We start from the raw sequence: 25,786 nt of genomic DNA, 5'->3' as shown, positions 1-25,786 counted from the left end.
ACTCGACTCAACCAGGTCAGATTTCGGTGACGGAAGGACATCCGATGAATGAGGTCTCGCAATACGAGAGTTTCACCCCGGTGGAGGATCCACGGCCGTGGGTGCGTCATGTGGTGGTGGGGATGAGCACGCTCACTGTGGTGGTGTTGGGAGTGAGCTATCACACCAGTCGAAAAGTCGTCACCCCGGCGACGAGTCAGGCCGGTCCTGCGGTGGTGGCAGCACCGACGCCGCGGAATGCAATGTCTAGCTCGCCATCCGCAGCGACGGCACGCTCAGGTGGTGGCGCTCCACCGACGCTGCCACCGGGAGCCTTGCGTGACGGGACGTTCACCGGGTCCGTGGTGTCTACCCGTCGCGGTGACGTCCAAGTGGAGATGACTGTGGCTCGGGGGCGGATCACCCGGTCGCATGCGGTGGTGTATCCCCAGGGCAAGAGCCGTGACCGTCAGATCAATGACGAGGCCTTACCGAAGTACGACGCCGCAGTGCTAGCCGCACAGTCAGCGCAGATCGATGCCGTGTCTGGAGCCACGGTGACGTGGTCGGGATATACGGCGTCGCTGCAGGCGGCGATCGATCAGGCTCGGGCATGACGGGGACATCGTCGGTCGTGGCGCATGTTCGGGAGGTGATGGGGATGCCGGTCAGTATCCAGGTGCGGGGGCGAGAAGCTCGCGCGCTGTGGGTGAGTGCGCTGGTCGATGAGGTGTACGCCGATCTCCGGTGGGTGGATGCGACGTTTTCGCGGTGGCGGCCAGACAGCGAACTATCGCGGTTACGCCGTGGGGAGGTGACGATGGCACAGTGCTGCCCGGAGATGACTGAAGTGTGGAATCTGTGCGAGAAGTACCGGGTCCTCACCGATGGGGCCTTCATGTCGGTGCTTCCGGACGAGGACAGTGGACGATGGCTGATCGATCCAACCGGTCTGGTTAAAGGGTGGGCGCTGGCTCGGGCTGCGGTGATGCTGAGGAGACTGCAGGGTCATGCTTACTGCGTCAACGGTGGTGGCGACATTGTCGTGGGCGGTCGGGATGAGGCTGACACGCAGGACCGTCCCTGGCGGTTGGGGGTGGAGGATCCAGATCAAGCCGGTCATATCGCGCGGGTGGTAGAGCTGAGGGACGGGGCATTAGCCACCTCTGGATGCGCGGCTCGCGGCGCGCATCTGGTCGACCCGGTCAGCGGTGAGCGTCGGTGGCGTCGCGGATCGGTCAGCGTGGTGGCCCCGGACATCATTGCTGCTGATGTCTGGGCGACGGCACTGTTTGTGGGTCCTGCTGACCTGGAGCAGCGGATCAGGGGTCAAGAGGGGTGGGAGGTCATTCGACTGTGATCTTCCCGATCCCCATGTTTTCCTGCGCTGCAAAGTGCTCAGGGAACGCAGTACAGCTCGTGGGGGACCGGCTCGGAGGGACGGCCGGTCTGTGGGTCGACTTTGAGATGGTAGGTCTTCTCTGGGGTCGTGAGGACGATCTCACCTGGCTGGGGCAATGAAATCTGCGGGCGCGGAGCGATTTCCCGTGATCCGCAAGCGACCATCACAAACCTGCTGGCTATTCCTCGGTCAGTTTCGGCTCGAATCTCCCACACCTCCTCACCGAATTCCATGTCTTCGCGCATCGTGACTCGGTAGGGCACCTGAGGTGATTCAGCGGCGAGGCTCCACTCGTCGATCGGGTCGGCAACGACCGCAGAAAGCGCGGTGACAATCGCTACGACGACCAAGGAGCCGATGATGGCTGCTACCAACCGAGCCCGCGGGACGTTACGGGGCAAGACCCCCATCGCCATGAGCAGCATTCCCACGACACCCCACAGCGAGGGATGGGCGAAGACATCCACAATGACCAGGTCGGCTGGATTGACTGCTGTCCAGCAGGCGGCACCCAGAATCACTAAGGCCAGGACGCACCAGGCAAGCTGAGCAGAACGAGTCATCATGCGTGGCGGGCGTGCCCCGTTGAGATCGTGGGGGGTCTCAGTCGCCGTCACTCGTCAGTCTCCCTCAATGGTCGTGTGATGTGGACGAGCGGACCTTCCGGGTGGGCACGTCCTCAGCCGTCGGGAAGGATACCGTGCGCGAGCGGACGCTTGACAGATAGCTTTGATCACGGCGTTGAGGCACGGCGGATCACAGCTGATCACACGGGATCGTCGGGTAGACATGATGCGCTGGTTCTTCATAGGGATGGACAGCGAGCATCGCCGTCAACGCCTCGCGAGCCTGGCGGCGCGGACACACCACTTCAATCCGGCTCTCGGCTACCACCTCGGGGACTCCAACGTGACCGATCGTCGGGGTCGCGCCAGCGGTCGGCAGAAAACGTCCTTCACCGGAAGCGGTGAAGGAGCAGGCACGGTACGCGCCGATCGCTCCGGCACCAGCGTGGGCCGCCGCGTCGCGGATGACGTCGGCGGCCTCCACCGGTGCGAAAACGACGATGACCACGAGATCATCTCGATCGTTGGTCGAAGTGGAGTCGTCACCTCGACTTTCGCACGAGGTCACGATCAGCGCAGAGCGGCCATCGCAGCGTCGTAGTCGGGTTCCTGGGTGATCTCCGGGACGAGCTCACAGTGGCGGACCGTGCCGGTTTCGTCGATCACCACCACGGAACGCGCGAGCAGCCCCGCCAGCGGCCCGTCGGTCATGGTGACTCCGTAGGCTTGACCGAAGTCGCCTCGGAAGCTGCTGGCTGCCACGACATTCTCGATGCCTTCCGCACCACAGAACCGTCCCAAGGCAAAGGGAAGATCAGCGGAGGCGCAGACGACAGTGGTGTTGTCCATCGCCGCAGCGAGTTCGTTGAACTTCCGTACCGATGCGGCACAGACGCCGGTGTCAACACTCGGAAAGATGTTGAGCACAACTCGTTTGTCCTGCATTGCGGTCGAGGTGATGTCGGACAAGTCGGTGCCGACCAGGGTAAACCCGGGGGCAGCGGCGTCGGTGGCGGGCAAATCGCCGCACGTGTGGATGGGGGATCCCTTGAATGCAGTGGTAGCCATAGCGCCTGTCTAGCAGAACCTCCTCGACGAGGACAGGGGGTGCGTCGGTGTGTCGGTGGGTGGTGCGCTCCGCTGGGCTGCTGCCATGGGTGGGTGAAGGTGATGGGGGACGATCTTCATCGCCTCCAACCATATTCACCCTTCAAGGAGTCGCTGCCCGACGTACTGTCCTTCGGCTGCCCCAGGCGGTACGGCGTACGACGCTGACCCGATATGCGTCGTCCAGAGATTGAGCATGTCTTTCTCGGCGAGTCGACGCTGGACAGTGACGAACGCGCTGGTCACATCTTTTTGGTAGCAAGCAAAAATTAGCCCGGCGTCAGTCTGACCTTCGGGGGTTAATCCGCTGTCGTAGTTATAGGCGCGGCGGATCATCCGTTCCCCGGCAGTGCGGGCCTGTGCTCGAGCCGCGTGGGCGGCCGGGTTCACCACTGGAAAACCATCTTTATCCTTGGCATTTCGGTCGACAGGGTCGCGTTCCACCCGTCCGGTCAGCGGCGAACCGTCACTTATCCGACGACCAAACCCGGCTTCCTTAGCCGCCACCTCCAGGTCGTCCCACGCTTCCAAGTCGATGGGGATACGCCGAATGACCAGATGGGACCCATCGACCAGGTGCGGGTAGGCGGTGTCAGTGCACCAGACCACCTGAGCTGCCTGAGCAGGGTCGGACTCATTGGCGGTGCCATCGCGCATTCCCATCAGGTTGCGGGCAGTGGTGCCAGATTTTTCGGTGCCGACAGCGTTGACGAAGCCAGATTGCACCCACGCGACGGTGGCGAAGGCTGCCGCATCCCGCGCCAGCCTTCGCTGCGCATAGGACAAGGTGACTGGCTCATCAGAGCAGATCTGCAACACCAGGTCGGTTTGTCCCCATCGGGGCTGCAACTTGTCAGTGGGGAAACTCGGCAACGCCGCCAGATCAGCGGGGATCGCCTGAGGCTTACCGATGGCTCGAAACAATCCGACCCCAAAACCGAAGGTGACGGTCAGGCGCGCTGGCAGTCGAGCGATGTCGTCCTCCAAGGCACCCAGAGGCGGGGCGCCCCGGGTCAGACGGGCCGCATCATCAGAGAGCAAGGTCAACAACGTGGCCACCTTGGCCAGGTCACTGCCGGGACGTAAATTCAAACCGAGAAAGACGCCGTACGCCTGCTGGCGGGTGAGGATCCCCGACTGATGGCGACCAAAAAACGGTTCTTGAGCGGTGCCGTGTGTGGCAGATGCCGGGACCATGGACGTGCCAGCATCAGCTGGAGTGGGGGCCGCAGGGCCCGACCCGACGACGGTGGGGCGATCCCACGCAACACCGATGGCACCGCCAGCGAGAGCACTTCCCGCAACGACAGCACCACCACCGAGCATCGCCCGCCGAGAGAGTCGTCGCGATCCTGGCCCGTCAGTCGGGCCCTGCGGGGTGCTCACTTCGTCGAAGAGGACGAGTGGGACATGGCGTGGGAAGAGGTCCCGGTGCCAGGCGAATAGTTCTCCTGCGGTGCGGTGAACTGTTTCGCTGGGGCAGTGAATTCAACCTTTGCGCCATCTTTCGTGACCAAGGTGAAGGTGACCTTTTCACCGATCGGCAGCGACTTAGTCATCTTCATGATCATGATGTGGTCGTGATAAGGCTTCAGTTCTAGCGTGGCGCCAGCTTTCACGGTGAACCCGCCCTCAACAGGTTTCATGACCTGCTTGCCATCTTTGGTGACCATCTCGTGCAGTTCAGTCGTGTCCGACACATTCTGCGTCGCCGAAACGATGGTGATGTCGTGATCAGTGGTGTTTTTGATCTTGCCGAAAGCGCCGGTCATGGCTTTCTCCCCGAGGTCGGGCAGCGCTTTGACCCAGGCGTCGGTCACGCTCAACCCGCTGGTGGCGGGCGCGCTGGTGGCACTCGTGCTGCTGCTTTGGCCGGTGTTGCTGGCTTGGGGGGCGTTGTCCGAGCTAGATCCGCAACTCGTCAGAGCCAACAGGGCACAGACGGTGAGGGGCATCGCGATACGTGAAGTCATGATGATGAAAACGTCCTTGAGGCTGGCCCGTCTCACGGGCAGGGCGTACGGCGGTCGACAGGGGCTCAGGCCTGAAAGGTCGCCAGCTGCCAAATCACATTCGGACAGGTCGCAACAATGTCAGGCGAGCAGCGCCAAACACGGAGGACCCCGCACCGGCGCCACATGCTGCAAAGCCACCGATCGCAGCCGAGGTTTGGGGCGACCCACTGGCGGCGGACCCACCGGCACCACGATTTCGCGCAATGCCCCTGGAAGAGCTGGACGAACACGTCGGAACCAGGCCCACAAAGAACGTTCCCCCCACCCGAGGAACGCCGCAGTCAGCAGCGTCGCGACCAGGTGGCTCCACATCATGGTCGGTTCCGGGATGAGAACGGTCAGGTCCCATGAGCCACGCGGTAGCGTCGCCCGGGTCATGACGACAGGCGAGAGCCCACATGATGCGCTCAGAGACGGTACGGCGGAGAGGTGGCTCCCCTGATGAGCCAAGGCAAAAATCCCATGCAAACTGAGCTGTACGACGGAAAGCAACACGAATAACGCGGTGGTACCGCGCTCGCGGGCGGTGAACCACAATCCAGTCAAGATCAGCGGAACGACCACGATCAGGGTCGCTCCGAGACCGGGGGCATGTGGTGATGCATGGCTGTGCCCGGCCGTGGCGAGGACCAGGCATGCCACGACGAAGGCAGCCAGACGCGCCAGTCGAAGGGTGCCGCGGTCCGGGGAAGTCACGGGCCTAGGGTACTGAGAAGTTCGGGACCTGTGGCCTGGTGCACCTATCGGGTTCTTCAGGTAGCGCCTGGCGAGGTGAGGCGATCAGCGCGGGCGCAACCCGGGGAAGGGACGCAGCGGCGCGCCGAGGTCATGGGCTCGGGCTTCGGCGCCAGCGCCCCATTCCAGCAGGGTGAGCAGGGCGTCAGGAGCGCCAGCGGCAGCTTCTGCGCCGGCCAGGAGACTGTCGGTCAAAGTGGTGAGGCAGGTGTGGGCGAGGCGTAGCGCGCTGTCTGGAGAGTTCACCGGAGCAGGCAGGGCGTAGCCGTCTGGAGCGGTGATGTTTTCCTGGCCAGCGTGGGATTCTGCGTCCAATCGCAATGCGGTCAGCCAGGTGAGGACGGAGCTCAGCCGGGTGCGTTGGTCGCCATTGCTGCGGGCGGTGGCGACTTCGAGGCCGTATTGAGCGGCGCGCAAGGCGGTGGCGGCTCGAGCTGCTTGGGCGGTGGAGACGAAAACAGGTGGTCTTTTTTTCTCTCGGGAGGCAGCGCTGGAACTGGTCGTGGCTCGGTGCTGACCAGTGAGGAGCAAAGTGCAGGCGCGTCGCTGGATCTTGACGGACAGCAGCAGTGGCGCCTCGGTGGCCGGGATCGCAGTGACCGCGTCGGGCCCTTCGGTGGTGGTCCCCTTCGCCTCCATCTCAAGCAGATCCCCGGGTCGAGATGAGCGATTGTCGCCGGCGGGACTCGTCGGGGTGGGGCGGACCCCATCGTCGGGAAAGGTGGGTGCGGAGGTGGGCATCACTGGAGTGCCGATGTCCGTCGGAAGTGCCGTGGCTGAGGCGGACGTAGGCGGTGCTAAGGCCGTAGCTGGCGAAGATCTCAATCTCTTGTGAGACGGTGCAGGAAGTGGCCGAGATGTCCCCGGGTCGAAGTGGTCCGTCCCAGGGGCGGCTTGCGCGGATACCGCTGCTGTTCCGGGCGACGTGTTGGTGGGTGCTGTCGTCGGACGAGACGTCGTGGCCGCGGCCGTGCCGGTCGACCAGATCGGTGGCCATCCGGGAATGGTGGGATGACTAGTCGAGGTGGAGGGATCCTGAACCAGCTGGTCCAGGGCTCCAGTGTGGTCGGGGTCTTGCCCGAGGTCGCGCAATCGAGCTGAAAGGACCTGATCCTGGGTGGAGTGGAGAGCAACGATCTTCTCGGCGAGCGGATGTGCCGCGTGGTGTGCCGAGGTCGTAGCCGCTTCTCTGGCGGCTCGAACGGTCCGCCGTTCGAGATAGATCGCGAGAACCCGCGGATCTACCGTGCGCGTTCCTGATGTCGACAAGGGGCTCGTCCCGAGGCGCAATCCGAAGGCTGCGGCAGCAGCTATTCCCGCGAATCCTGCACCGGCAGTGAGGAGCTGGCGTCTAGTAACTGTGCGTCGCAAAGGGTGAGGCGAGGGCATCGGGATCCGTGGGGTAGGAGTGGGCGGAAGGGACATCGCCGTTCATCCTCGCACTCCGGGGCGCGTCCGGCGATGCCTGCAGGTGGTGGCCCGGCTAGAGTGGCTGGAGTACGCCGGTGGCCACGGGCCGTCGGGGAGAATTCGAGAAGAGCAGGAGCAGGCATGTCGGGCAGCGATCAGCACATGCGTCTCGCAGGTGTTGCGGGGGACGCTATCAGCAGCCTGGGGCTCTTGACCGAAGAAGTTGCCGTGACGCCTGCGGGTCAGCGGCGCCTTGTCCGAATCAGCGTTGATCGTGATCTGGTTACCATCCCTGCCGATGACGGCGTCAGTATCGTCCCGCCGCTGTCGTTGGACGAGGTTGCGGAGGCGACCCGGGCTATTAGTGACGCGCTCGACGTCCTCGACCCTTTCGGAGACACCCCGTACGTGCTTGAGGTCAGTTCACCGGGCCTGTCTCGACCGTTAACGCAGTTCCGGCACTTTCGCCGGAACGTCGGCCGAATGCTCGAGGTAGTGACGTCGGCGGACGGGACCTTCACTGGTCGACTGATCGCCGCTGGGCCTGACCTTCTGACCTTTGACGTCGGAAGCGGACAGCGCGACATGCTCCCGGCGCAGATCACGCGCGCTCGGGTCCAGGTCGAGTTCACCCACGCCGAAGACCCGGCAGCGGAACCGACGGACACGGAGGAGGACGTCGATGACGTCAAGCCTCAGGCTGCTCACCGGCCGCAGTCCGACGAGGCCGTGACCCCTTCCCCCCACGACGACGAGGAGATCTGATGGACATCGACCTGGCCGCGCTGCGGGCGTTGGAGCGGGAACGTGACATCTCACTGGATGTGATTGTCCCGGCGATCGAGCAAGCTCTGTTATTGGCTTATCAGCGCACTGAGGGCGCCTACCGGCATGCTCGGGTCGATCTGGACCGGAAGACCGGGCATGTCATCGTCTGGGCCCGAGAGGACGCTCCGGTGCAAGAGGACGGCACCCGTGGTGAAGCTGGTCCGGAGTTTGACGACACCCCTGACGGTTTTGGCAGGGTGGCGGCATCAACCGCTCGGCAGGTCATCGTCCAACGGCTGCGGGAGCTAGAAGACGACGCTGTCTTGGGTGACTTCCGTGGCCGTGAGGGGGACATCATCACCGGCGTGATTCAGCAGAGTCAGGGCCGCAATGTGATGGTGGACCTGGGAGCGGTGGAAGGCATTCTGCCGCAGGCAGAGCAGGTCCCTGGGGAGAGCTACCGCCACGGTGAGCGTCTTCGGTGCTACGTGGTCAGCGTGAAACGCGGCCCCAGCGGACCACAGATCGGGCTGTCCCGCACCCACCCTCATCTCGTGCGAAAGCTGTTTGCGCTAGAAGTCCCGGAAATCGCCGACGGCACCGTGGAGATTGCGGCGTTGGCTCGGGAAGCAGGGCATCGCACCAAAATCGCGGTTCACGCCACTGCCGCAGGAATCAACGCTAAAGGCGCCTGCATCGGCCCGATGGGAGCGCGGGTGCGCGCGGTCATGACTGAATTGCGCGGTGAGAAGATCGATATTGTCGATTTCTCTCCGGACCCGACCGAGTTTGTTGCGGCAGCACTGTCCCCGGCTCGTGTTTCTTCGGTTGAGGTTGTCGACCCCAAATTGCGTGCGGCTCGGGTCGTCGTGCCGGACTACCAGCTTTCGCTGGCCATTGGCAAGGAAGGGCAGAACGCTCGACTCGCTGCAAAGCTGACTGGATGGCGGATCGACATCCGTCCGGACACGGTGGTTGACACCGGTGCCACCGGAGGTGACAGCGTGAGAGCGGACGATCGACCGGGTAGGGATTGAGTTCGCGGAGCGGGTAAGATGAATCAGACCGTTCCCGCCGGACCGGTACGCACATGTGTCGGATGTCGTGGGCGGGAGTCCCGGTCGAAACTCCTGAGGGTCGTCGTGGCCGAGCGTGAGGATGGTCCTATCCTCGTGGTCGACCATCGTCGTCGTCTGCCCGGTCGAGGTGCATGGCTCCATGAGTCTGCTGCGTGCCTCAACGAGGCTAGGCGCCGTCAGGCATTTCGTCGGGCCCTCCGGGTCACGGCTCCACTGGACGTCAGCCTGCTGCTCGACGAGCTGGCGGCGCAGATCGGGACCGTGCAGGAGACGCAGGACACCAGTAAGACCACCGAGGGCCTCTCTCAGGACCTCGGCCGAAATCAGAACCGGAAGCGGGTTTGACGCTGATGAGCAAGCGATGAGTACTCAGCAATGAGCACTGCCCAGCTTTAACCATGGTTCGTGGCCTCGACGCCTTCGGACCATAGACAGGAGAGACGTGGCTAAGGTCCGGGTCTACGAGCTCGCAAAAGAGCTCGGAGTCGAGAGCAAGGTGTTGCTGGAGCACCTGAAATCCAGTGGTGAGTTCGTGCGTTCCGCGAGCTCCACCATCGAACCACCCGTGGTGCGCAAGCTCCGCGAGAACTTCCCCGCTGAATTGGCTGGACGCAAGCCGTCTGGAGGCGGTCCTCGGCCAGTTCCAGGTCCGCCCCGTCCGAGCGCACCACGGCCGGCAGTTCCTAAGCCAGGACCGATGCCCAGCGCGCCCACGCCACCGGCCCCTCCCGTCGAGGTGGAGGCTCCTGCTACGCTGGCGCCGACTCCTGCGCCGCCAGTACCAGCGCCAGCTCCGGCTCCTGCGGCCCAGGCCCCAGCTGCTCCGGCGGCCCCCGCTGCTCCCAAGCCTGGCCCAGCAGCTCCGAAACCAGGTCCCGCTGCGCCCAAGCCTGCCAGCCGTGGTGGCGCACAAGGGGGAGCCGGCCGTTCAGGAGGGGCGGCCCGCCCGGGGCCACGACCTGGTGGCGATGCCCGTCCCGGCCCGCGCTCCGGTGGCGATGCCCGCCCAGGGCCTCGTCCTGGCGGTGGCGCAGGCCGTCCCCATGGTGACGCCCGTCCCGGCCCCCGTCCGGGGCCACGCCCGGGCAACAATCCCTTCTCTTCCAGCCAGGGCATGCGCTCTGGTCGGGAAGGTTCGCCACGCCCAGGAAACAATCCTTTTGCCTCGAGCCAGGGCATGCCTCGTCCCGGCCAGGCTCGTCAAGGTGGCGGGCAGGGTGCTCCTGGTCCGCGTCCCGGCGGCGGTGGCGGCGGTGGCCGTCCCGGTGGTGGCGCACCTGGTGCAGGTGGACCGCGTCCCAGCGCGCCCCGTCCAGGTGGTGTCCGTCCCAACCCAGGCATGATGCCGGACCGCGCGTCGGTCCCTCGTCCGGGTGAGCGTCCGGCACGTCCTGGTGGGGGTCGTCCCGGTGGCGGCGGTGGTCGTCCTGGCGGCGGCGGTGGCGCTGGTCGTCCCGGCGGCGGTGGCGGCTTCGGTGGGGGTCGCCCCGGCGGGCCCGGAGGCCGTGGCGGCACGCAGGGTGCCTTCGGACGCGGTGGCGGACGTAACAAGCAGCGCAAGAGCAAGCGTGCGAAGCGTCAAGAGTTCGAGCAGATGCAAGCTCCCACCATTGGCGGAGTGAGCGTCCCTCGTGGCGACGGTTCGACCGTGGTGCGTGTGCGTCGTGGGGCTTCGTTGACCGACTTCGCTGACAAGATCAACGCCAACCCGGCCAGCTTGGTCACCGTGCTCTTCCACCTCGGTGAGATGGCAACGGCGACACAGTCCCTGGACGAGGACACCTTCAAGATCCTCGGCGAGGAACTGGGCTATGACATCCAGGTCGTTTCGCCTGAGGACGAAGAGCGCGAACTCTTCGGGTCCTTCGGCATCAACCTGGAAGCTGAGGCCGAGGGAGAGGACGACGCGCTCCTGGAGGCCAGGCCGCCGGTGGTCACCGTGATGGGACACGTCGACCACGGTAAGACGAAGCTGTTGGATGCCATCCGTCACGCCAATGTCATCGCGACGGAGGCCGGAGGCATCACCCAGCACATCGGTGCCTATCAGATCACCACCGAACACGATGGTCAGCAGCGTCCGATCACTTTCATCGACACCCCTGGTCACGAGGCGTTCACCGCCATGCGAGCCCGCGGTGCGAAGGTGACTGACATTGCCATCCTGGTGGTGGCGGCTGATGACGGTGTCATGCCGCAGACCATTGAGGCCCTCAACCACGCCCAGGCGGCCGACGTGCCGATTGTGGTGGCGGTCAACAAGGTGGACGTCGAGGGCGCCAACCCCTCAAAGATCCGTCAGCAGCTCACCGAGTACAACCTCATCGCCGAGGAGTACGGCGGCGAAACCATGTTCGTCGACGTGTCTGCCAAGCAGCGACTTAACATCGACGAGTTGCTCGACGCTGTCCTGCTCACTGCTGATGCAGCTCTTGACCTGCGGGCTAACCCCGATAAGGATGCTCGCGGCGTGGCGATCGAGGCCAACCTCGACCGTGGTCGCGGTGCCACCGCGACAGTGCTGGTCCAGTCAGGCACCCTGTGTGTGGGGGACTCGATCGTGGCGGGAAGTGCTTACGGACGCGTCCGTGCCATGCTCGACGAGCACGGCAACCACCTTGATGTGGCTCTGCCCTCTCGTCCAGTCCAGGTGCTGGGTCTGTCGAGCGTGCCACGAGCTGGCGACACCTTCATCGTGGCGCCGGACGACCGGACCGCACGACAGATCGCCGAGAAGCGGGAAGCTGCCGACCGGCAAGCGTCCCTGGCCAAGGCACGAAAGCGGATCAGCCTCGAAGACCTTAACGAGGCCCTGGCCGCGGGCAAGGTCGAGACGCTCAACCTCATCCTCAAGGGTGACGTGTCGGGTTCGGTCGAAGCCCTCGAAGACGCCCTGTTGCAGATCGATGTGGGCGACGAGGTCGACCTGCGGATCATTGACCGCGGTGTCGGCGCCATCACGATGAACAACATCAACCTGGCGATGGCCTCCAACGCGGTCATCATCGGCTTCAACGTGCGGGCCGAAGGCCAGAACGCGGAGTACGCCGAACGTGAGGGCGTTGAGATCCGCTACTACTCGGTGATCTACCAGGCCATCGAGGAGATCGAAGCGGCTCTGAAGGGCATGCTCAAGCCGGAGTTCGAGGAGCACCAGCTCGGCACCGCGGAGATCCGGGAGATCTTCCGGTCCAGCAAGTTCGGCAACATCGCCGGTTCGTTGGTTCGCTCTGGCGAGATCAAGCGTGGCACCAAGGCGCGCATCACCCGTCAAGGCGTCGTCATCACCGAAGGCCTGGAAATCGCAGGTCTGCGGCGTTTCAAGGACGATGTCACCGAGGTCCGCGAGGGCTACGAATGTGGTATCAACCTGGGATCGTTCAACGATCTGCAGATCGACGACCTCATCACGACGTACGAGATGCGGGAGAAGCCTCGCGCCTGATGACGGACCGGGTCGTGGCCCTCATCGGCCGCGGCCTCCGGCCCAGCTGACATAGATCGGCCGGGTCATGTGACCTCGTTGTCGCATGACCCGGCCGATCTGGTACCCCGAAGGAGAGAACGCACCATGGCAGACCCGGCCCGCGCCCGCAAGATCGCCGATCGCATCAAAGTGATTGTGGCGCAGACCCTGGAGCATCGCGTCAAAGACGAACGACTCGGCTTCGTCACTGTCACCGACGTACGGGTGACCGGCGACCTCCAACACGCCTCCATCTTCTATACCGTTTTTGGCACAGACGAAGAGCGAGCCAGCACAGCTGAGGCACTCGAAGCCAATAAAGGCCGGATCCGCTCAGCCGTCGGTAAAGGACTGGGTATTCGGCTGACTCCCAGCCTGGAGTTCGTGGCTGACGCGATTCCCGAAGGAGCCGCTCACTTGGACGAGCTTCTTGCCGTCACCAAACAACGTGACGCTGAACTCGCGCAGGCAGCAGCAGGCGCCCATTACGCCGGCGAGTCTGACCCCTACCGCAAACCAGCAGAAGAATCAGATCAGGGTGAAAACCCTGATGCGACTGAGCAGCTGTCGGGGAAGGACTGACCCATGCCTCGTCCCGCGGACCCGCTCGTCGGGGACGGTTTGCTGCTCGTCGATAAACCGGCGGGGATGACGAGCCATGATGTGGTGGGCGCTTGCCGCCGTATCTGTGGCACTCGCAAGGTGGGCCATGCTGGGACGCTAGACCCGATGGCGACTGGTCTACTCCTGATCGGCGTTAATAAGGCAACTCGTTTGTTGACCTTCTTGGTCGGTCAGGACAAAACCTACGATGCGACGATCCGGTTAGGAATGTCGACAGTCACCGATGACGCTGAAGGCGAGCCGCTGAGTCGCTGTGACGCAGCCCATTGCACCGATGACGATATCGCTCGGGCGGTTGCAGCCTTGACGGGCGAGCTGCAGCAAGTTCCCAGCTCAGTGAGCGCCATCAAGGTCGATGGGGTCCGTTCTTACGCCCGAGTGCGCGGGGGTGACGAGGTCGCCTTGGCAGCTCGGGCAGTGCGAGTGGAGCGCTTCGATCTTCTAGCGCGTCATGACAGGCAGGGTGAAGACGGGACGACCTACGTGGACCTGGATGTCCAGGTCCACGTGTCCTCCGGGACGTATGTGCGGGCGCTGGCCCGGGACTTGGGTGAAGCGTTAGGTGTCGGTGGACACCTCACGCGGTTACGCCGGGTGGAGGTGGGGCCGTTCCACGTGGATCAGGCGCAGCGGCCTTCGACATTGGAACAAGCCAGGCTGGAGGCTCCGGTGGGCACCAGTGGGTTGCCGCTGCTGAGTCCGGCCGAGGTGGCCTGCGGGATTCTTCCGGTACGTCGGCTGGATGAGGAGTCGGCACGGCTGTTGACCCACGGGGTCCAATTGACCAGTGAGATCCCGGGGCGAGGATTGACTGCTGCCTGCGCACCGTCAGGAGAACTTGTCGCAGTCATAGATGAAGGCGACGAAAAGGTCAGTGTCAAGGCGGTATTCGCCAAGGCTTGGTAAAGGAGTTCAGATCTCTCGATGGCTTCCGTTGAGAGCTGTCGTGGCCTGTTATCGTCCGCTTATGGGGCAAGCGGACATCGAGGCGTTCTGGGCTGATGCTCGGCTGCGCACCCGCCTTTCGCGACCTGCGGGCTCACTGGAGAACCAGACGTTGGGGCCAACGCCTCCATTGGCGTGGGCTTTTGGGGGGGTTGGAGCTCCAGAGCAAGCTGATGAGCTGCTGGGCTTGGTGCTGCGAGGCTTAAAGACTGCTACGGCCTCTTCGTTGTGGGATTACGAATATGAGGGGGAAGCTCTTCCCGAGGTTGGCCGATTGTCCATCGTGTTGGACGGGGAGGGGATGCCGCGAGCGTTGATCCAGACGACATCGGTCGACATTGTTCCCTTTGACCAAGTGGGCCCGGAACATGTCGTTGCTGAGGCGGAGGGTGACCTATCGGTCGAACACTGGCGTGAGGTGCACGAGTGGTTCTTCCGCGAGAACTCTTCCAATCCTCGAGGCTTCCAGCCGGATATGCCCGTGGTGTTAGAACGGTTCGCGGTCATCTATCCGACAGCGGCGGAGCGCGAGGCAGCACGTCGGCAGGCCGAGTGGTGACGCTCGGGAAGCGACGTGGTGCATGCGTGCGGCGCGGACCTGGTTAGAGTGACGGCGTGCATCGTTGGTTCAGTCGTTCCGAGATCCCTGACGATCTCCCGCCGTGTGCTGTCACCCTCGGGAATTTCGACGGAGTCCACCGAGGGCATCGCGCGGTGCTGCGGGAGGTCGTCGACCGTGCCCGAGGGCACGGTTTGCTGTCGGTGGCGGTGACCTTTGATCCGCATCCGTTGAGCGTGTTACGTCCAGAGCGGGCTCCAGAGCTGGTAGGTAGCTTGCCGCAGCGTCTGGCTTTATTGGCTGAGGCGGATCTGGACGGCGTTCTGGTGATGGAGTTCACCCGGGAGCTAGCGGCGTGGGCTCCAGAGCGATTTGTCGCTGACATCCTGGTGGGTGATCTGCGAGCGCGGACGGTAGTGGTGGGGGAAGACACCCGGTTTGGGGTGCGTAATTCCGGTGACGTTGGGACGTTGCGTCAGCTGGGTTCGACGTACGGCTTCGACGTCGTGGTGGTGACGGATCAAGGGGATCGGGACCAGGTGAGTGACGGCTCCCGATGGTCATCGTCACAGGTACGGCGCTTGGTAGGTGAAGGCGATGTGGATGCGGCAGCGCATGTATTGGGACGTCGCCATGAAGTGAGTGGGACAGTCGTTCACGGGGATCACCGAGGCCGGGAGTTGGGGTATCCGACGGCGAATCTCTGTCAGGACCCGGAAGGTTTGATCCCTGCCGATGGGGTCTACGCGGGGTGGTTGGTCCGCTCGGGGCTGGAGTTGGGGGTGCCTGATCGGCGTCTTCCGGCGGCAATTTCGGTGGGGACGAATCCCACCTTTGATGGCACACAGCGGCGGGTGGAGGCTTACGTCTTGGACCGCAGCGACCTTCAGCTGTATGGGGAGCAGGTCACTCTGGAATTTGTGGTCCGGCTCCGGCCGACGTACCGGTTCTCCGGGATCGACGAACTGCTGCAGGTGATGGCTGAGGACGTCCGGCGGACTCGCCAGATCTTGGATGAGGATCCCCACTGAGAGGCTGACTGCGGGCCGATTCCATATCGGCACAACGGTTTTCGATAGTGGATGGACATGGGGTACCTGGTGGTCAGAGGCTGTCTCGGTGTCATTTACGCTGGAAGGTATGCCTGGAGCGTCCCGATTCAACGAACTCGAGCCGCTGTTGGAGCGCGTCTCCAAACCGATTCAGTACGTCGGCGGTGAACTCAACTCACAAGTCAAGGACTGGCACTGTGGAGGGTTCACTGAGGACAGCGAGAACACCTCCACCGCTGGACCGCATGAGCGGACCGTGCGGTGGGCGTTGATGTACCCAGACGCCTATGAAGTGGGTCTGCCCAACCAGGGCCTGATGATCCTCTATGAAGTAATTAATGAGCGCGCCGATGCCTTGGCTGAGCGCAGCTATGCGGTGTGGCCGGATCTGGCGACGTTGATGCGGGAGCGCGGGGTGCCTCAGCTCACCGTCGACGGCCATCGTGCGGTGCGTGACTTTGACCTGTTCGGGTTGAGCTTCCCCACCGAGTTGAACTACACCAACATGCTGGAGGCCTTGGACTTGGCTGGCATCCCGGTGCGGTCGGTCGATCGCACTGAGGACCATCCGCTGGTGGTGGTCGGGGGGCATGCCAGCTTCAATCCTGAGCCCGTCGCTGACTTCGTTGATGTCGTCATTGTCGGTGATGGTGAGGAAGCGGTGCTGCGAGTCACCGACATCGTGGGGGAGTGGAAGGCGCAGGGGCAGCCGGGCGGACGACATGAGGTGCTGGTTCGGCTGGCCACAGACGGAGTGGCGTACGTCCCATCGTTTTACCAGGTGGACTACTTGCCTGATGGTCGAATTCAGCGGGTGGCGCCGACAGAGCCGGGGGTGCCTTGGCGGGTGGCAAAGCACACGGTGATGGATCTTGACGAGTGGCCATATCCCAAGACGCCGTTGGTGCCCTTGGCGGAGACAGTGCATGAGCGGATGAGCGTGGAGATCTTCCGCGGTTGTACCCGGGGATGTCGGTTCTGTCAGGCAGGCATGATCACCCGGCCGGTTCGGGAGCGCTCCATTTCTGGGATCGGCGAGATGGTGGAGCAGGGTCTGGGGGCGACCGGCTATGAGGAAGTGGGGCTGTTGTCGTTGAGCTCCGCGGATCACACCGAGATCGCGGAGATTTCCAAGGGGTTGGCTGATCGGTATGAGGGCACCCAGACCGGGTTGTCATTGCCCTCGACAAGGGTGGACGCCTTCAATATCGATTTGGCGAATGAACTGTCCCGCAACGGTCGTCGGTCCGGACTGACGTTTGCTCCCGAGGGGGGCAGTGAACGGTTGCGGCGGGTGATTAACAAGCAGGTGTCCGAGCAGGACCTCATTGACACCGTTGCTGCGGCGTTTGCAGCGGGGTGGCGTCAGGTCAAGTTGTACTTCATGTGTGGCTTGCCAACCGAGACCGACGAGGATGTCTTGGGGATCGCTGATCTAGCGGCTCGAGTCATCGACACCGGGCGAAAGGTCAGCGGCCGCAAGGACATTCGGTGCACCGTCTCGATTGGTGGGTTTGTGCCAAAGGCCCACACCCCGTTCCAGTGGGCGGGTCAGCTTCCAGCGGCGCAGACGGACGACCGGTTACGTCGGCTGAAAGAGAAAATCCGCGCGGATCGGCGTTATGGCAGCTCGATTGGGATGCGCTATCACGATGGGCAGCCCGGCATCGTCGAAGGGCTGCTCTCCCGGGGAGATCGGCGTGTCGGAGCAGTGATCGAAGCGGTCTGGCGGGATGGCGGACGATTCGACGGGTGGAGCGAACACTTCTCCTATGAGCGCTGGATGCGATGCGCCGAGGACGTATTTTCCGGGATGCGGGCAGAGCATGGGTGGCAGATCGGCGTGGACTGGTTCACCACGCGGGAGCGGGGAGAACTGGAGGTGCTTCCGTGGGACCACATCGATTCCGGTCTGGATAAGGAATGGCTGTGGGATGACTGGCAAGCAGCTCTGGACGAGGCCGAACAGCCTGACTGTCGGTGGAGTCCGTGCTTCGATTGTGGGGTGTGCCCCCAGATGGATACCGACGTCCAGATCGGCCCGACCGGACGCACGCTCCTTCCCGTTTCGGTCTTGACCCAGGGTCGGGCGGCGTTGTTGGAGCGTGACGGTGGCGTGGCCGGTCGGGTGCCTTCTGTCATCTCCGAGGAGTGAGCTATGACCTGGGAAGATCCCAGGAACAACTTCCCGCAGGCTTCACCTCGCAAGGCTGCGGGCGGGATCCGGGTACGCGCAGCTGATCTGACGTCCCCGGACGATGCTGCAGATGTCGCCCGACTGCGCGGCCAATGGTCGACGCATCTGGGATATGGTGCGGAGTCGTCGTACGAGGACCGAATCATCGATTTCTTGCGGCGGCACAAAGACGTCCGCCGTATCTGGTTGGCGGAGGTGTCCCCGCTGACTGGTTTCGCCCCGGCTGGTGGTGGGCGACTCGCGGTCGGGATGGCCAACCTGGAAGTTTTTGAGCGGATGCCGCACCGCGCCCGGCCCCGTGCACGATGGGGGTATGTCGCCAATGTGTGGACTGACCCGGCGTATCGACGGCTGGGCATTGCCCGTGCGTTGATGTCTGAACTGGTGACCTGGTCGAGGAACGAGTCATTGGTGCGGCTGGTGCTGAATCCCAGCGAGATCTCCCAATCGTTATACGCCTCATTCGGTTTCCGCCCGGCTGATGACCTGATGCGACTCGATCTGAGCTGATCGGGGTTGTCCTGGGACAGCAGGTCCGGTTGGTCCACGGCTCGCATTTCCGTACCCTGTCGTGTCATGGCTCGTCAGCGTGTTCCCTCCGGTCCTCCAGCCGCCCCTGCCGTGCAGCGGGTCCGGTTGCGGTATGCCAAGCGAGGACGGCTGCGTTTTTCCAGCACCCGCGACTTCCAGCGTGCGTTGGAGCGCGCGTTACGACGGGCCGCGGTCCCGATGGCGTTTTCCAACGGTTTCCATCCGCATCCACGCATCTCCTACGCGAATGCAGCTCCGACCGGGACGGCCAGCGAAGCCGAGTACGTCGAGATTGCTCTCGTAGAGCGAGTCGATGTTGAGGCGTTGCGATTGGCGCTAGACGAGGCACTGCCTGTCGGACTGGATCTGGTGCAGGCGGCCGAGGCCGGGTCGGTCTCCCTCCCTGACCTATTGCAAGCAAGTCTGTGGCAGATCGAGTTCTCCGATGTGGGCGCAGACGAGTTGACTCGGGCCCGCGCTGAATTTCTTGGTCGAGACGTGGCAGAGGTCACACGCCTGTTTAAGAGCGGTGAAAAGACCTTGGACGCAAGGTCACCGGTGGTATCGATGTCGGTGGCGGGACCGGCTGAGGGGTCCTGTGCGATACTTCGAATGGTCGTACGACACACCACGCCTGCCGTACGCCCCGATGACATACTCACCGCGTTGCGCACGTACGCCTCGTTGGAGCCCGGATCGGCACCCCTGGTGACCCGCCTGGCTCAGGGCCCGTTGACGGACGCGGGGCTGATCGATCCACTAGTCAGCCGGTAGTGAGGTCACCGGCGTCCGAGTTGGTGCCGCGAGATCGCGAGCCGACCCAGACGTAGCGACATGACTTCCTGCGGTGTTGGCGACATGCGACACCGTGTGAGCTTCAACCGCGCACTGCGCGGCAGTGAGGGCATCAACCGCGGCGTGGCCATTGCCGCGACGTGCGGGAAGGACGCCATCGTGGCATCCACATCCGACGAATCCTCGGCATCGACTGACACTGCAGTCGTCGCCGAGTCCAGTTCCGAGGCAACTCCGACGCGGGGCACCACTCGGGCCCGCACCACTAGGGCTCGGGGTACGCGCCGCGCTACCGCCGCTGCGAGCACTCCCGACGGGACGGCCCCGGAGAAAGACGATACGGCTGCGCAGGATCCCGCAGGCAGCGATGACAAAGAGGGCACCGCGACCAAAGCTGCACCTCGGAAACGCGCTCCTCGACGTAAGAAAGCCGAACCAGCACCGGGCACCGCGACCAGCGATGCCACAGCCTCGCCCACCACGGCTGAGTCAGAGACCGTGACGTCGGCTGAGGCAGACGCCCCACCGGCAGACCCGACTCCAGCGGCGAAGCCCGCGACGCGGTCGCGCACCACCCGCCAACGAGCCGCTCAGCGGGCGAAGGCAGACGCCGAGCCCGCCCAGGATGCATCGAGTGATGACAGCGCACCAGCGATTGACGCCGACTCGGCTGCGCCTGCAGTCACCGAGAAGGAAGGAACGGCGACGCCCGCCCGTCCTCGCCGGACCCGCCGCCGGGCTGGCGCTGCTGCGGCGACAACACCGGCCGCGGTCGCAGCGGACGCACCCCAGGCAGACTCACCGGCGGAGCTGACCTCTGAGTCGCCATCTGAGAATGTGCCTGCCGCGGACGACATCACCTCTGAGGATGTTGTCGTCAGCGACCTGGCCATCACCGAACTGACCGAGCAAGAGACTGAGGCGTTGCTGGCGGAGGGACTGGCCCTGGCTGCGCAGACCCAGGAGTCTCCAGTGGTCAACACCTTCGGCTTGCTGTTTCAAGCGCCAGAACCGGCTGCGGCTCCAAGACGCCGTCGCGTTGTCTCGCCAGCTGGGCCGGTGGGTGAGGTGCGCCCCGATGGTCAGGATTCGGAGGGATCGGATCAAGCCGCGCCGATCGACGCGCCAGACGACGCCGAAAACCACGATCAGATCCTGACGGAGGACCTGGACGACAGCGACGGTGACCTGGCGGGACGTCGGCGTCGGCGTCGCGGTGGCAAAGGCCGTCGCCGTAGCGGACTCGATGACGATCGGGACGAGTCCACCGCGCAGACCGGTGACGACGGTGACGAGGAGCCGGTGGAACGGCTCGACGAGGTCGATGGGGAGGACGCGGAAAGCGGCGTGATCGGTCGTCGTCGCACTCGTCGCCGGCGCCGTAGTGGCAGTGCGACCGAGGGGGAGGACCCGCCCGGCACCGTCACCAAGGTCCGGGAACCCCGTCGGGACCGGGATGAAGCGACCGGCATTAAGGGCAGCACTCGCTTGGAGGCCAAGAAACAGCGCCGCCGTGAAGGGCGGGAGGCTGGCCGTCGGCGCACGGTCATCACCGAGGCGGAGTTCCTGGCGCGCAGGGAGAGCGTTGAACGAGTCATGGTGGTGCGCCAACAGGGCGAACGGACCCAGATTGGGGTGCTTGAAGACGGCATCCTGGTGGAGCACTACGTCAGCAAAGCTGATTCGGGCCAGTCCGGGTCGATGGCGGGCAATGTGTACCTCGGCCGGGTGCAAAATGTCCTGCCCAGCATGGAGGCAGCCTTCGTCGACATCGGCCGTGGCCGCAATGCGGTCCTGTATGCCGGGGAAGTCAATTGGGACGCCGCTGGCCTGGAGGGACACAAATCCCGCCGGATCGAGAATGCTCTGAAATCGGGTCAAGGCGTGCTGGTCCAGGTCACGAAGGACCCGATTGGGCACAAGGGGGCCCGGCTGACTAGCCAGGTGAGTCTGCCCGGCCGGTATTTGGTCTATGTCCCCCAGGGGAAGATGACCGGGATCAGCCGCAAGTTGCCTGATGTGGAGCGTTCTCGCCTGAAGAAGATCCTCAAGGAGATTGTCCCCGCGGACGCTGGCGTGATCGTGCGTACGGCGGCTGAGGGTGCGTCCGAGGCTGAGCTGCGCGCCGACGTCGACCGCTTGACCAAGGCGTGGGCGGGGATTCAGAAGAAGGTCAAATCCGGCAATGCCCCCGCATTGCTGCATGGCGAGGTCGACCTCACGGTGCGGGTGATCCGTGATGTCTTCAACGAAGATTTCACCTCGATGGTGGTCTCCGGTGACAACGCCTGGAATACCGTCAACGACTATCTGGCCGGAGTGGCTCCGGAGCTGGCCGCCCGATTGCAGCGCTGGACCGGTGAGAAGGACGTCTTTGCGGAGTACCGAATCGACGAGCAACTGGCTAAGGCGATGGATCGCAAAGTCTGGTTGCCCAGCGGTGGCTCGTTGGTGATCGACCGCACCGAAGCCATGACGGTGATCGACGTCAACACCGGCAAATTTGTCGGTGCCGGTGGCAACTTGGAAGAGACCGTCACCAAGAACAACATCGAGGCGGCCGAGGAGATCGTGCGGCAACTGCGGTTGCGGGACATCGGCGGCATCATCGTGATCGACTTCATCGACATGGTGCTGGAGTCCAACCGTGACCTAGTGGTCCGCCGACTCCTGGAATGCTTAGGCCGGGATCGTACGAAGCATCAAGTCGCTGAGGTCACCTCGTTGGGGTTGGTGCAGATGACCCGTAAACGGGTGGGCGCCGGTCTGATCGAGGTGTTCTCAGAGTCCTGCGAGCACTGCAACGGGCGGGGGATCATCGTTTCGAGCACCCCGGTAGACAAGGCCTCCACGACATCGACAGACGCCACAGCGTCCGATGGTGGCGGACGTCGCGGGCGGCGAAGCCGGGGGAGTAGCGCGCCGTCGACAGGTGGGGGGAGCACTGTCTCCTCGGGTGCGGTCACAGCCTCCTCGGGAGGATCTGCCGGCGCGAGCTCACCAGCAACGGCGGCCTCCGCAGAGAATGCGACCGCCACCGGACCCACGCCAGCGCAGATCGCTGCGGCAGCATATGCGGCACTGCACCCGGTCGGGTCAGCGGAGATAGAGCTAGCAGAGTCGGCGTCAGTCCAGCCCGAACCGGTCGTTGCTCAGCAGAGCGACAGCCAGGATGTCTCGCGGCCCGTGAAAACGGGTCGAGTACGACGGGGGGTCTCTCGGCCGCCAACGACTCCCGCATCTGCCCCTGACGCGTCAGGGTCGGTGACTGAGCGCACCGAGGAGGGATCCTCGATGTCGGACAGTAGCGCGATGGGATGGCCGCAGGGCGGCACGGCCGGAGAGGCTGAAGAATCAGCGCTGGGGTGGCCTCAAGGATCTGGGGAGACCCCGGAAACGGCCTCGGAACCGCAGCGAGCTCCTCGGCGCCGTCGTAGTCGGGTCGTGGCACCAGCTGGACCGCCGGTGCCGGTGCGTGCTGAAGACGGCGAGTCGTCATCGGGAACACCAGTACTGGTGATTGACGAATCGACGGATTTGGGCTGAGGGTCTGTCGTCCCGTAAGCTTGGTCGTCGGTGCGTCCACCGTGCCCCGTATTGACGGGCCGGTTCGAAGAGACCATCCATCACAGCTAAGTCAAAGAGAGTGGGTTCAACGTGTACGCGATTGTTCGTGCCGGCGGCCGCCAGGAAAAGGTGTCCGTAGGGGACGTCCTCATCGTCGACAAGGTCAACGCCGAGCCCGGCGCGTCCGTGGACCTCACCCCGCTGATGCTCGTGGACGGAGCCAAGGTCGTCACCGCAGCGGCCGAGCTTGCCAAGGTCAAGGTCACCGCGGAGGTGGTCAAGGCCACCAAGGGTCCCAAGATCACGATCCTGAAGTACAAGAACAAGACCGGCTACCGCAAGCGTCAGGGCCACCGTCAGCCGACGACCCAGATCAAGGTGACCGCGATCGGGGCATGAGCCTCGGGGTCATTGAGTTCTCGTAGCCTCCACGATTAGCAAAGGCAGACACTGATATGGCACACAAGAAGGGTGCGTCGTCGTCTCGTAACGGCCGCGACTCCAACCCCCAGTACCTCGGCGTCAAGCGATTCGGCGGCCAGGTCGTCAACGCGGGTGAGATCCTCGTCCGTCAGCGTGGCACGCACTTCCACCCCGGTGAGAACGTCGGCCGTGGCGGCGACGACACGCTGTTCGCGCTGGCTGCCGGCGCGGTGAAGTTCGGGATGAAGCGGGGCCGTAAGACGGTCAACATTGTCCCGGCCGAGCAGAGCGCCTGACGTTCACCTCAGATTCTCCCTGTGAAAGGGGCGGGCTCGAGCCCGCCCCTTTCACTCATTCCCCGGGCGCAGCCCGGTTCGTCTCCGAAAGGCAGTCCTCATGGCCGCGACATTCGTCGACCGGGTGATGCTCTCCGTGGCTGCAGGTAAGGGCGGCCACGGATGCGCTTCGGTCCACCGTGAGAAGTTCAAACCTCTGGGAGGACCCGACGGAGGAAACGGCGGCCATGGCGGGGACGTCATTGTCCGTGTCGATCCTCAGGTCACCACCCTGTTGGACTATCACCACAGTCCCCACCGTCAGGCAGCCAATGGCAAGCCCGGTGAAGGGGAAGAACGTAACGGCGGCCAAGGTGAACCATTGGTGCTTCCGGTCCCGGCCGGTACGGTCGTCAAAGACCGTGACGGGCGGTTACTCGCTGACCTGGTCGGCATGGGTAGCGAATACATCGTGGCCCGCGGCGGCCGCGGCGGACTGGGTAACAAAGCCTTGGCCAGTCCCCGTCGTAAAGCCCCAGGATTTGCTCTCCTCGGTGAACCAGGCGAAGCCCGTGACATTGTCCTGGAGTTGAAAACCCTTGCTGATGTCGCGTTGATCGGATTCCCTAGCGCCGGGAAATCATCCCTGGTGTCAGTCCTGTCTGCTGCTCGCCCCAAAATTGCCGACTACCCTTTCACCACGCTCGTCCCCAACCTCGGCGTGGTGACTGCTGGTGATGCCCGATACACCGTCGCAGATGTCCCGGGGCTCATCCCTGGTGCCCATCAGGGCAAAGGACTAGGCATAGAATTCCTGCGCCACGTCGAACGCTGCTCAGTGCTGGTCCATGTTGTCGACTGTGCCACCTTGGAGCCGGGACGGGACCCGCTCACCGACCTTGACGCCATCGAACACGAGCTGCGCCACTACGTCCCCGACGAAGCACTAGGCGGCCGCCCCCTGTCCGAACGCACCCGCATCGTCGTGCTCAACAAAGCCGACATCCCTGAAGCGCGAGAGCTTGCTGAGATGGTGGTCCCTGACCTGCAAGAACGTGGTCTCGAAGTGCACGTGGTCTCTGCTGTCGCCCGGACCGGCCTGAAAGAACTTAGCTTCGCTCTAGCCCGCCATGTCGCTGCCGCCCGCGCCGAGCAGCTCGCCCGGACAGAACAGATCGCTCGGCAGCGGGTCGTGGTCCGCCCTGTCGCTGTGGATGACGACGGATTCACCGTTCGCGCGGAGGACGGACCCGATGGTCCGGCGTACCGGGTCCTCGGCGAGCGTCCCACCCGCTGGGTCCGCCAAACCGACTTCACGAACGACGAGGCGGTGGGGTATCTCGCCGACCGGCTTGCGCGGGCTGGGGTGGAAGAGGCTCTGTTTGCTGCTGGCGCAGTCGCCGGGTCCACGGTCTTGATCGGTCCTGAAGATGACGCGGTCGTCTTTGACTGGGAGCCGACGATGACCGCGGGTGCTGAACTTCTCGGCCGACGTGGCACTGATCATCGGCTGGAGGACCGGCATCGGCCAACGCGTGGCCAGAAACGGGCTGACTACGACGATCGCCGGGCCGCTAAACAGGCAGCCCGTGACGAGCTTGCCGCTGAACGTGCTGCTGGCTGGTGGACTAACACAGACGACTGACTCAGCGAAACTCCTTGGTGCCGTTGAGCGCCTGACCCTCGCTGGCCCCCCGATCACCCTTGCTCTTCCCGGCTGCCCGTGCCTACCGTGGGGCGCAGGGGAAAGTCGTGGATCACCGGGGTAGAGGATCACATCAGGTGAGAGACGTACGTCAGGTTCCGACATCCTCCCCGCCCGCGGGGAGCCGCGGTGGTGCGCCCGCACCTCCGCCACCGCACAGCACTGAGGCCATCGAGTCAGCTAACCGAGGCAGTGTCCTTCCTCGTGGGCGGTCAGAGATGGCCCGGAAGGTCTTCGGTAGCGACCTCGACCATCTGTGTGATGATGACCGCCAGCTAATCCACGCTGCCACCGGGGAGGTGATCTGGCAGGGTCAGGCACCGCATGAACGTCCATTGAGCGCTTTTGCGATGCAAATCGCTGTCGATCGACGTACCGGAGTTCTCCCTGCGGGGCAATCAATCACTGCGGATTACCTGCAACGCACGCGTCGTCGACTCGATGACCTGGGGGCGCCTGCTAATCCCTTTACCGGAATGGTGATGGAGCGGGCGCTGCGGCATCTCGCTGGATCCGCGGTCTCTCCCTGAAACAGGGGGCCGCTGGACCCCCTCTGACAGCTGCGAGTCGTCTCGGCGCCAGGCTG

Annotated in this window: 25 protein-coding genes; 18 read left to right on the top strand and 7 right to left on the bottom strand. The window is 64.0% G+C overall.

Annotation, left to right across the window (positions count from 1 at the left end; translation table 11 throughout):
* Window positions 1-44: 44 nt before the first annotated feature.
* Both KEM60_RS03115 and KEM60_RS03110 read left to right on the top strand, forming a co-directional pair.
* Window positions 45-596 (top strand): FMN-binding protein, encoded by a 552-nt coding sequence (locus tag KEM60_RS03115; RefSeq protein ID WP_219106057.1) that lies wholly within the window; start codon window positions 45-47, stop codon window positions 594-596.
* Window positions 593-1,339, top strand: coding sequence for an FAD:protein FMN transferase (locus KEM60_RS03110; RefSeq protein WP_219106056.1), 747 nt, complete (start codon window positions 593-595; stop codon window positions 1,337-1,339). The genes KEM60_RS03115 and KEM60_RS03110 overlap by 4 nt, the downstream gene beginning before the upstream one ends.
* A 38-nt stretch (window positions 1,340-1,377) precedes the next feature.
* Here KEM60_RS03110 and KEM60_RS03105 read toward each other — a convergent pair whose 3' ends face one another.
* The 7 genes from KEM60_RS03105 to KEM60_RS03075 all read right to left on the bottom strand — a co-directional run bounded on the left by KEM60_RS03105 (window position 1,378) and on the right by KEM60_RS03075 (window position 7,175).
* On the bottom strand, window positions 1,378-1,998 hold the full coding sequence (locus KEM60_RS03105; protein ID WP_219106055.1) for a hypothetical protein: 621 nt from the start codon (window positions 1,996-1,998) through the stop codon (window positions 1,378-1,380).
* A 139-nt stretch (window positions 1,999-2,137) separates the two neighbouring features.
* Window positions 2,138-2,455 (bottom strand): hypothetical protein, encoded by a 318-nt coding sequence (locus KEM60_RS03100; protein ID WP_255574184.1) that lies wholly within the window; start codon window positions 2,453-2,455, stop codon window positions 2,138-2,140.
* Window positions 2,456-2,517: 62 nt separating this feature from the next.
* The gene (gene tpx / locus KEM60_RS03095; protein ID WP_219106053.1) at window positions 2,518-3,015 is read right to left on the bottom strand and encodes a thiol peroxidase; all 498 of its coding nucleotides are present in this window, start codon (window positions 3,013-3,015) and stop codon (window positions 2,518-2,520) included.
* A 135-nt stretch (window positions 3,016-3,150) separates the two neighbouring features.
* A complete protein-coding gene (locus KEM60_RS03090; RefSeq protein WP_255574183.1) occupies window positions 3,151-4,440 on the bottom strand; it encodes a Dyp-type peroxidase in 1,290 nt (429 codons plus the stop codon).
* On the bottom strand, window positions 4,437-5,027 hold the full coding sequence (locus KEM60_RS03085) for a copper chaperone PCu(A)C (RefSeq protein WP_219106052.1): 591 nt from the start codon (window positions 5,025-5,027) through the stop codon (window positions 4,437-4,439). The genes KEM60_RS03090 and KEM60_RS03085 overlap by 4 nt, the downstream gene beginning before the upstream one ends.
* Window positions 5,028-5,147: 120 nt before the next feature.
* Window positions 5,148-5,765: a hypothetical protein gene (locus tag KEM60_RS03080; protein WP_219106051.1), complete on the bottom strand. Its 618-nt coding sequence runs from the start codon at window positions 5,763-5,765 to the stop codon at window positions 5,148-5,150.
* An 84-nt stretch (window positions 5,766-5,849) separates the two neighbouring features.
* Complete coding sequence (locus KEM60_RS03075) at window positions 5,850-7,175, bottom strand: hypothetical protein (protein WP_219106050.1); 1,326 nt, start codon at window positions 7,173-7,175, stop codon at window positions 5,850-5,852.
* Window positions 7,176-7,355: 180 nt separating this feature from the next.
* On the opposite strand from KEM60_RS03075, the gene rimP reads away from it, so the two are divergent.
* The 16 genes from rimP to KEM60_RS02995 all read left to right on the top strand — a co-directional run bounded on the left by rimP (window position 7,356) and on the right by KEM60_RS02995 (window position 25,730).
* Entirely contained in the window at window positions 7,356-7,979 is a 624-nt protein-coding gene (gene rimP / locus KEM60_RS03070; protein WP_219106049.1) for a ribosome maturation factor RimP, read from the top strand.
* Window positions 7,979-9,019, top strand: coding sequence for a transcription termination factor NusA (gene nusA, locus KEM60_RS03065; protein ID WP_255574182.1), 1,041 nt, complete (start codon window positions 7,979-7,981; stop codon window positions 9,017-9,019). The genes rimP and nusA overlap by 1 nt, the downstream gene beginning before the upstream one ends.
* Before the next feature lie 18 nt (window positions 9,020-9,037).
* Entirely contained in the window at window positions 9,038-9,406 is a 369-nt protein-coding gene (locus KEM60_RS03060; RefSeq protein WP_219106048.1) for a YlxR family protein, read from the top strand.
* Window positions 9,407-9,503: 97 nt separating this feature from the next.
* Window positions 9,504-12,506 (top strand): translation initiation factor IF-2, encoded by a 3,003-nt coding sequence (infB, locus tag KEM60_RS03055; RefSeq protein WP_219106047.1) that lies wholly within the window; start codon window positions 9,504-9,506, stop codon window positions 12,504-12,506.
* A gap of 126 nt (window positions 12,507-12,632) precedes the next feature.
* Entirely contained in the window at window positions 12,633-13,109 is a 477-nt protein-coding gene (gene rbfA, locus KEM60_RS03050) for a 30S ribosome-binding factor RbfA (protein WP_219106046.1), read from the top strand.
* Window positions 13,110-13,112: 3 nt separating this feature from the next.
* The gene (gene truB / locus KEM60_RS03045) at window positions 13,113-14,057 is read left to right on the top strand and encodes a tRNA pseudouridine(55) synthase TruB (protein WP_219106045.1); all 945 of its coding nucleotides are present in this window, start codon (window positions 13,113-13,115) and stop codon (window positions 14,055-14,057) included.
* A 61-nt stretch (window positions 14,058-14,118) separates the two neighbouring features.
* Entirely contained in the window at window positions 14,119-14,655 is a 537-nt protein-coding gene (locus KEM60_RS03040) for an ASCH domain-containing protein (protein WP_219106044.1), read from the top strand.
* Window positions 14,656-14,711: 56 nt separating this feature from the next.
* On the top strand, window positions 14,712-15,686 hold the full coding sequence (locus KEM60_RS03035) for a bifunctional riboflavin kinase/FAD synthetase (protein WP_219106043.1): 975 nt from the start codon (window positions 14,712-14,714) through the stop codon (window positions 15,684-15,686).
* 109 nt (window positions 15,687-15,795) lie between these two features.
* Window positions 15,796-17,862, top strand: coding sequence for a TIGR03960 family B12-binding radical SAM protein (locus KEM60_RS03030; RefSeq protein WP_219106042.1), 2,067 nt, complete (start codon window positions 15,796-15,798; stop codon window positions 17,860-17,862).
* 3 nt (window positions 17,863-17,865) lie between these two features.
* Window positions 17,866-18,414 (top strand): GNAT family N-acetyltransferase, encoded by a 549-nt coding sequence (locus tag KEM60_RS03025; protein WP_219106041.1) that lies wholly within the window; start codon window positions 17,866-17,868, stop codon window positions 18,412-18,414.
* Between the two features lie 66 nt (window positions 18,415-18,480).
* Window positions 18,481-19,209 (top strand): TIGR03936 family radical SAM-associated protein, encoded by a 729-nt coding sequence (locus KEM60_RS03020; RefSeq protein ID WP_219106040.1) that lies wholly within the window; start codon window positions 18,481-18,483, stop codon window positions 19,207-19,209.
* 84 nt (window positions 19,210-19,293) lie between these two features.
* A complete protein-coding gene (locus KEM60_RS03015) occupies window positions 19,294-22,776 on the top strand; it encodes an Rne/Rng family ribonuclease (RefSeq protein WP_219106039.1) in 3,483 nt (1,160 codons plus the stop codon).
* Between the two features lie 111 nt (window positions 22,777-22,887).
* Window positions 22,888-23,196: a 50S ribosomal protein L21 gene (rplU, locus tag KEM60_RS03010; protein WP_219106038.1), complete on the top strand. Its 309-nt coding sequence runs from the start codon at window positions 22,888-22,890 to the stop codon at window positions 23,194-23,196.
* Window positions 23,197-23,252: 56 nt separating this feature from the next.
* Window positions 23,253-23,516 carry a 50S ribosomal protein L27 gene (gene rpmA / locus KEM60_RS03005; protein ID WP_219106037.1) on the top strand — a complete coding sequence of 88 codons (264 nt, stop codon included), beginning with the start codon at window positions 23,253-23,255 and terminating at the stop codon, window positions 23,514-23,516.
* 100 nt (window positions 23,517-23,616) lie between these two features.
* Window positions 23,617-25,140 carry a GTPase ObgE gene (gene obgE, locus KEM60_RS03000; protein WP_219106036.1) on the top strand — a complete coding sequence of 508 codons (1,524 nt, stop codon included), beginning with the start codon at window positions 23,617-23,619 and terminating at the stop codon, window positions 25,138-25,140.
* A 137-nt stretch (window positions 25,141-25,277) separates the two neighbouring features.
* On the top strand, window positions 25,278-25,730 hold the full coding sequence (locus KEM60_RS02995) for a hypothetical protein (RefSeq protein ID WP_219106035.1): 453 nt from the start codon (window positions 25,278-25,280) through the stop codon (window positions 25,728-25,730).
* Window positions 25,731-25,786: the final 56 nt, after the last annotated feature.

Origin of the sequence: Austwickia sp. TVS 96-490-7B, assembly GCF_019331795.1 — a bacterium.
Taxonomy (GTDB): Bacteria; Actinomycetota; Actinomycetes; order Actinomycetales; family Dermatophilaceae; genus Austwickia.
The sequence above is the reverse complement of the archived record's forward strand: the minus strand, read 5'-3'. Positions and strand labels throughout refer to the sequence as shown.

What these genes read in the sequence shown, in the direction of transcription:
- KEM60_RS03115 (WP_219106057.1), top strand. Translation starts at nt 45, where the DNA reads ATGAATGAGGTCTCGCAATACGAGAGTTTCACCCCGGTGGAGGATCCA.
- KEM60_RS03110 (WP_219106056.1), top strand. Translation starts at nt 593, where the DNA reads ATGACGGGGACATCGTCGGTCGTGGCGCATGTTCGGGAGGTGATGGGG.
- tpx (WP_219106053.1), bottom strand. Translation starts at nt 3,015, where the DNA reads ATGGCTACCACTGCATTCAAGGGATCCCCCATCCACACGTGCGGCGAT.
- KEM60_RS03085 (WP_219106052.1), bottom strand. Translation starts at nt 5,027, where the DNA reads ATGACTTCACGTATCGCGATGCCCCTCACCGTCTGTGCCCTGTTGGCT.
- rimP (WP_219106049.1), top strand. Translation starts at nt 7,356, where the DNA reads ATGTCGGGCAGCGATCAGCACATGCGTCTCGCAGGTGTTGCGGGGGAC.
- nusA (WP_255574182.1), top strand. Translation starts at nt 7,979, where the DNA reads ATGGACATCGACCTGGCCGCGCTGCGGGCGTTGGAGCGGGAACGTGAC.
- KEM60_RS03060 (WP_219106048.1), top strand. Translation starts at nt 9,038, where the DNA reads ATGAATCAGACCGTTCCCGCCGGACCGGTACGCACATGTGTCGGATGT.
- rbfA (WP_219106046.1), top strand. Translation starts at nt 12,633, where the DNA reads ATGGCAGACCCGGCCCGCGCCCGCAAGATCGCCGATCGCATCAAAGTG.
- truB (WP_219106045.1), top strand. Translation starts at nt 13,113, where the DNA reads ATGCCTCGTCCCGCGGACCCGCTCGTCGGGGACGGTTTGCTGCTCGTC.
- KEM60_RS03040 (WP_219106044.1), top strand. Translation starts at nt 14,119, where the DNA reads ATGGGGCAAGCGGACATCGAGGCGTTCTGGGCTGATGCTCGGCTGCGC.
- KEM60_RS03030 (WP_219106042.1), top strand. Translation starts at nt 15,796, where the DNA reads ATGCCTGGAGCGTCCCGATTCAACGAACTCGAGCCGCTGTTGGAGCGC.
- KEM60_RS03025 (WP_219106041.1), top strand. Translation starts at nt 17,866, where the DNA reads ATGACCTGGGAAGATCCCAGGAACAACTTCCCGCAGGCTTCACCTCGC.
- KEM60_RS03020 (WP_219106040.1), top strand. Translation starts at nt 18,481, where the DNA reads ATGGCTCGTCAGCGTGTTCCCTCCGGTCCTCCAGCCGCCCCTGCCGTG.
- KEM60_RS03015 (WP_219106039.1), top strand. Translation starts at nt 19,294, where the DNA reads ATGCGACACCGTGTGAGCTTCAACCGCGCACTGCGCGGCAGTGAGGGC.
- rpmA (WP_219106037.1), top strand. Translation starts at nt 23,253, where the DNA reads ATGGCACACAAGAAGGGTGCGTCGTCGTCTCGTAACGGCCGCGACTCC.
- obgE (WP_219106036.1), top strand. Translation starts at nt 23,617, where the DNA reads ATGGCCGCGACATTCGTCGACCGGGTGATGCTCTCCGTGGCTGCAGGT.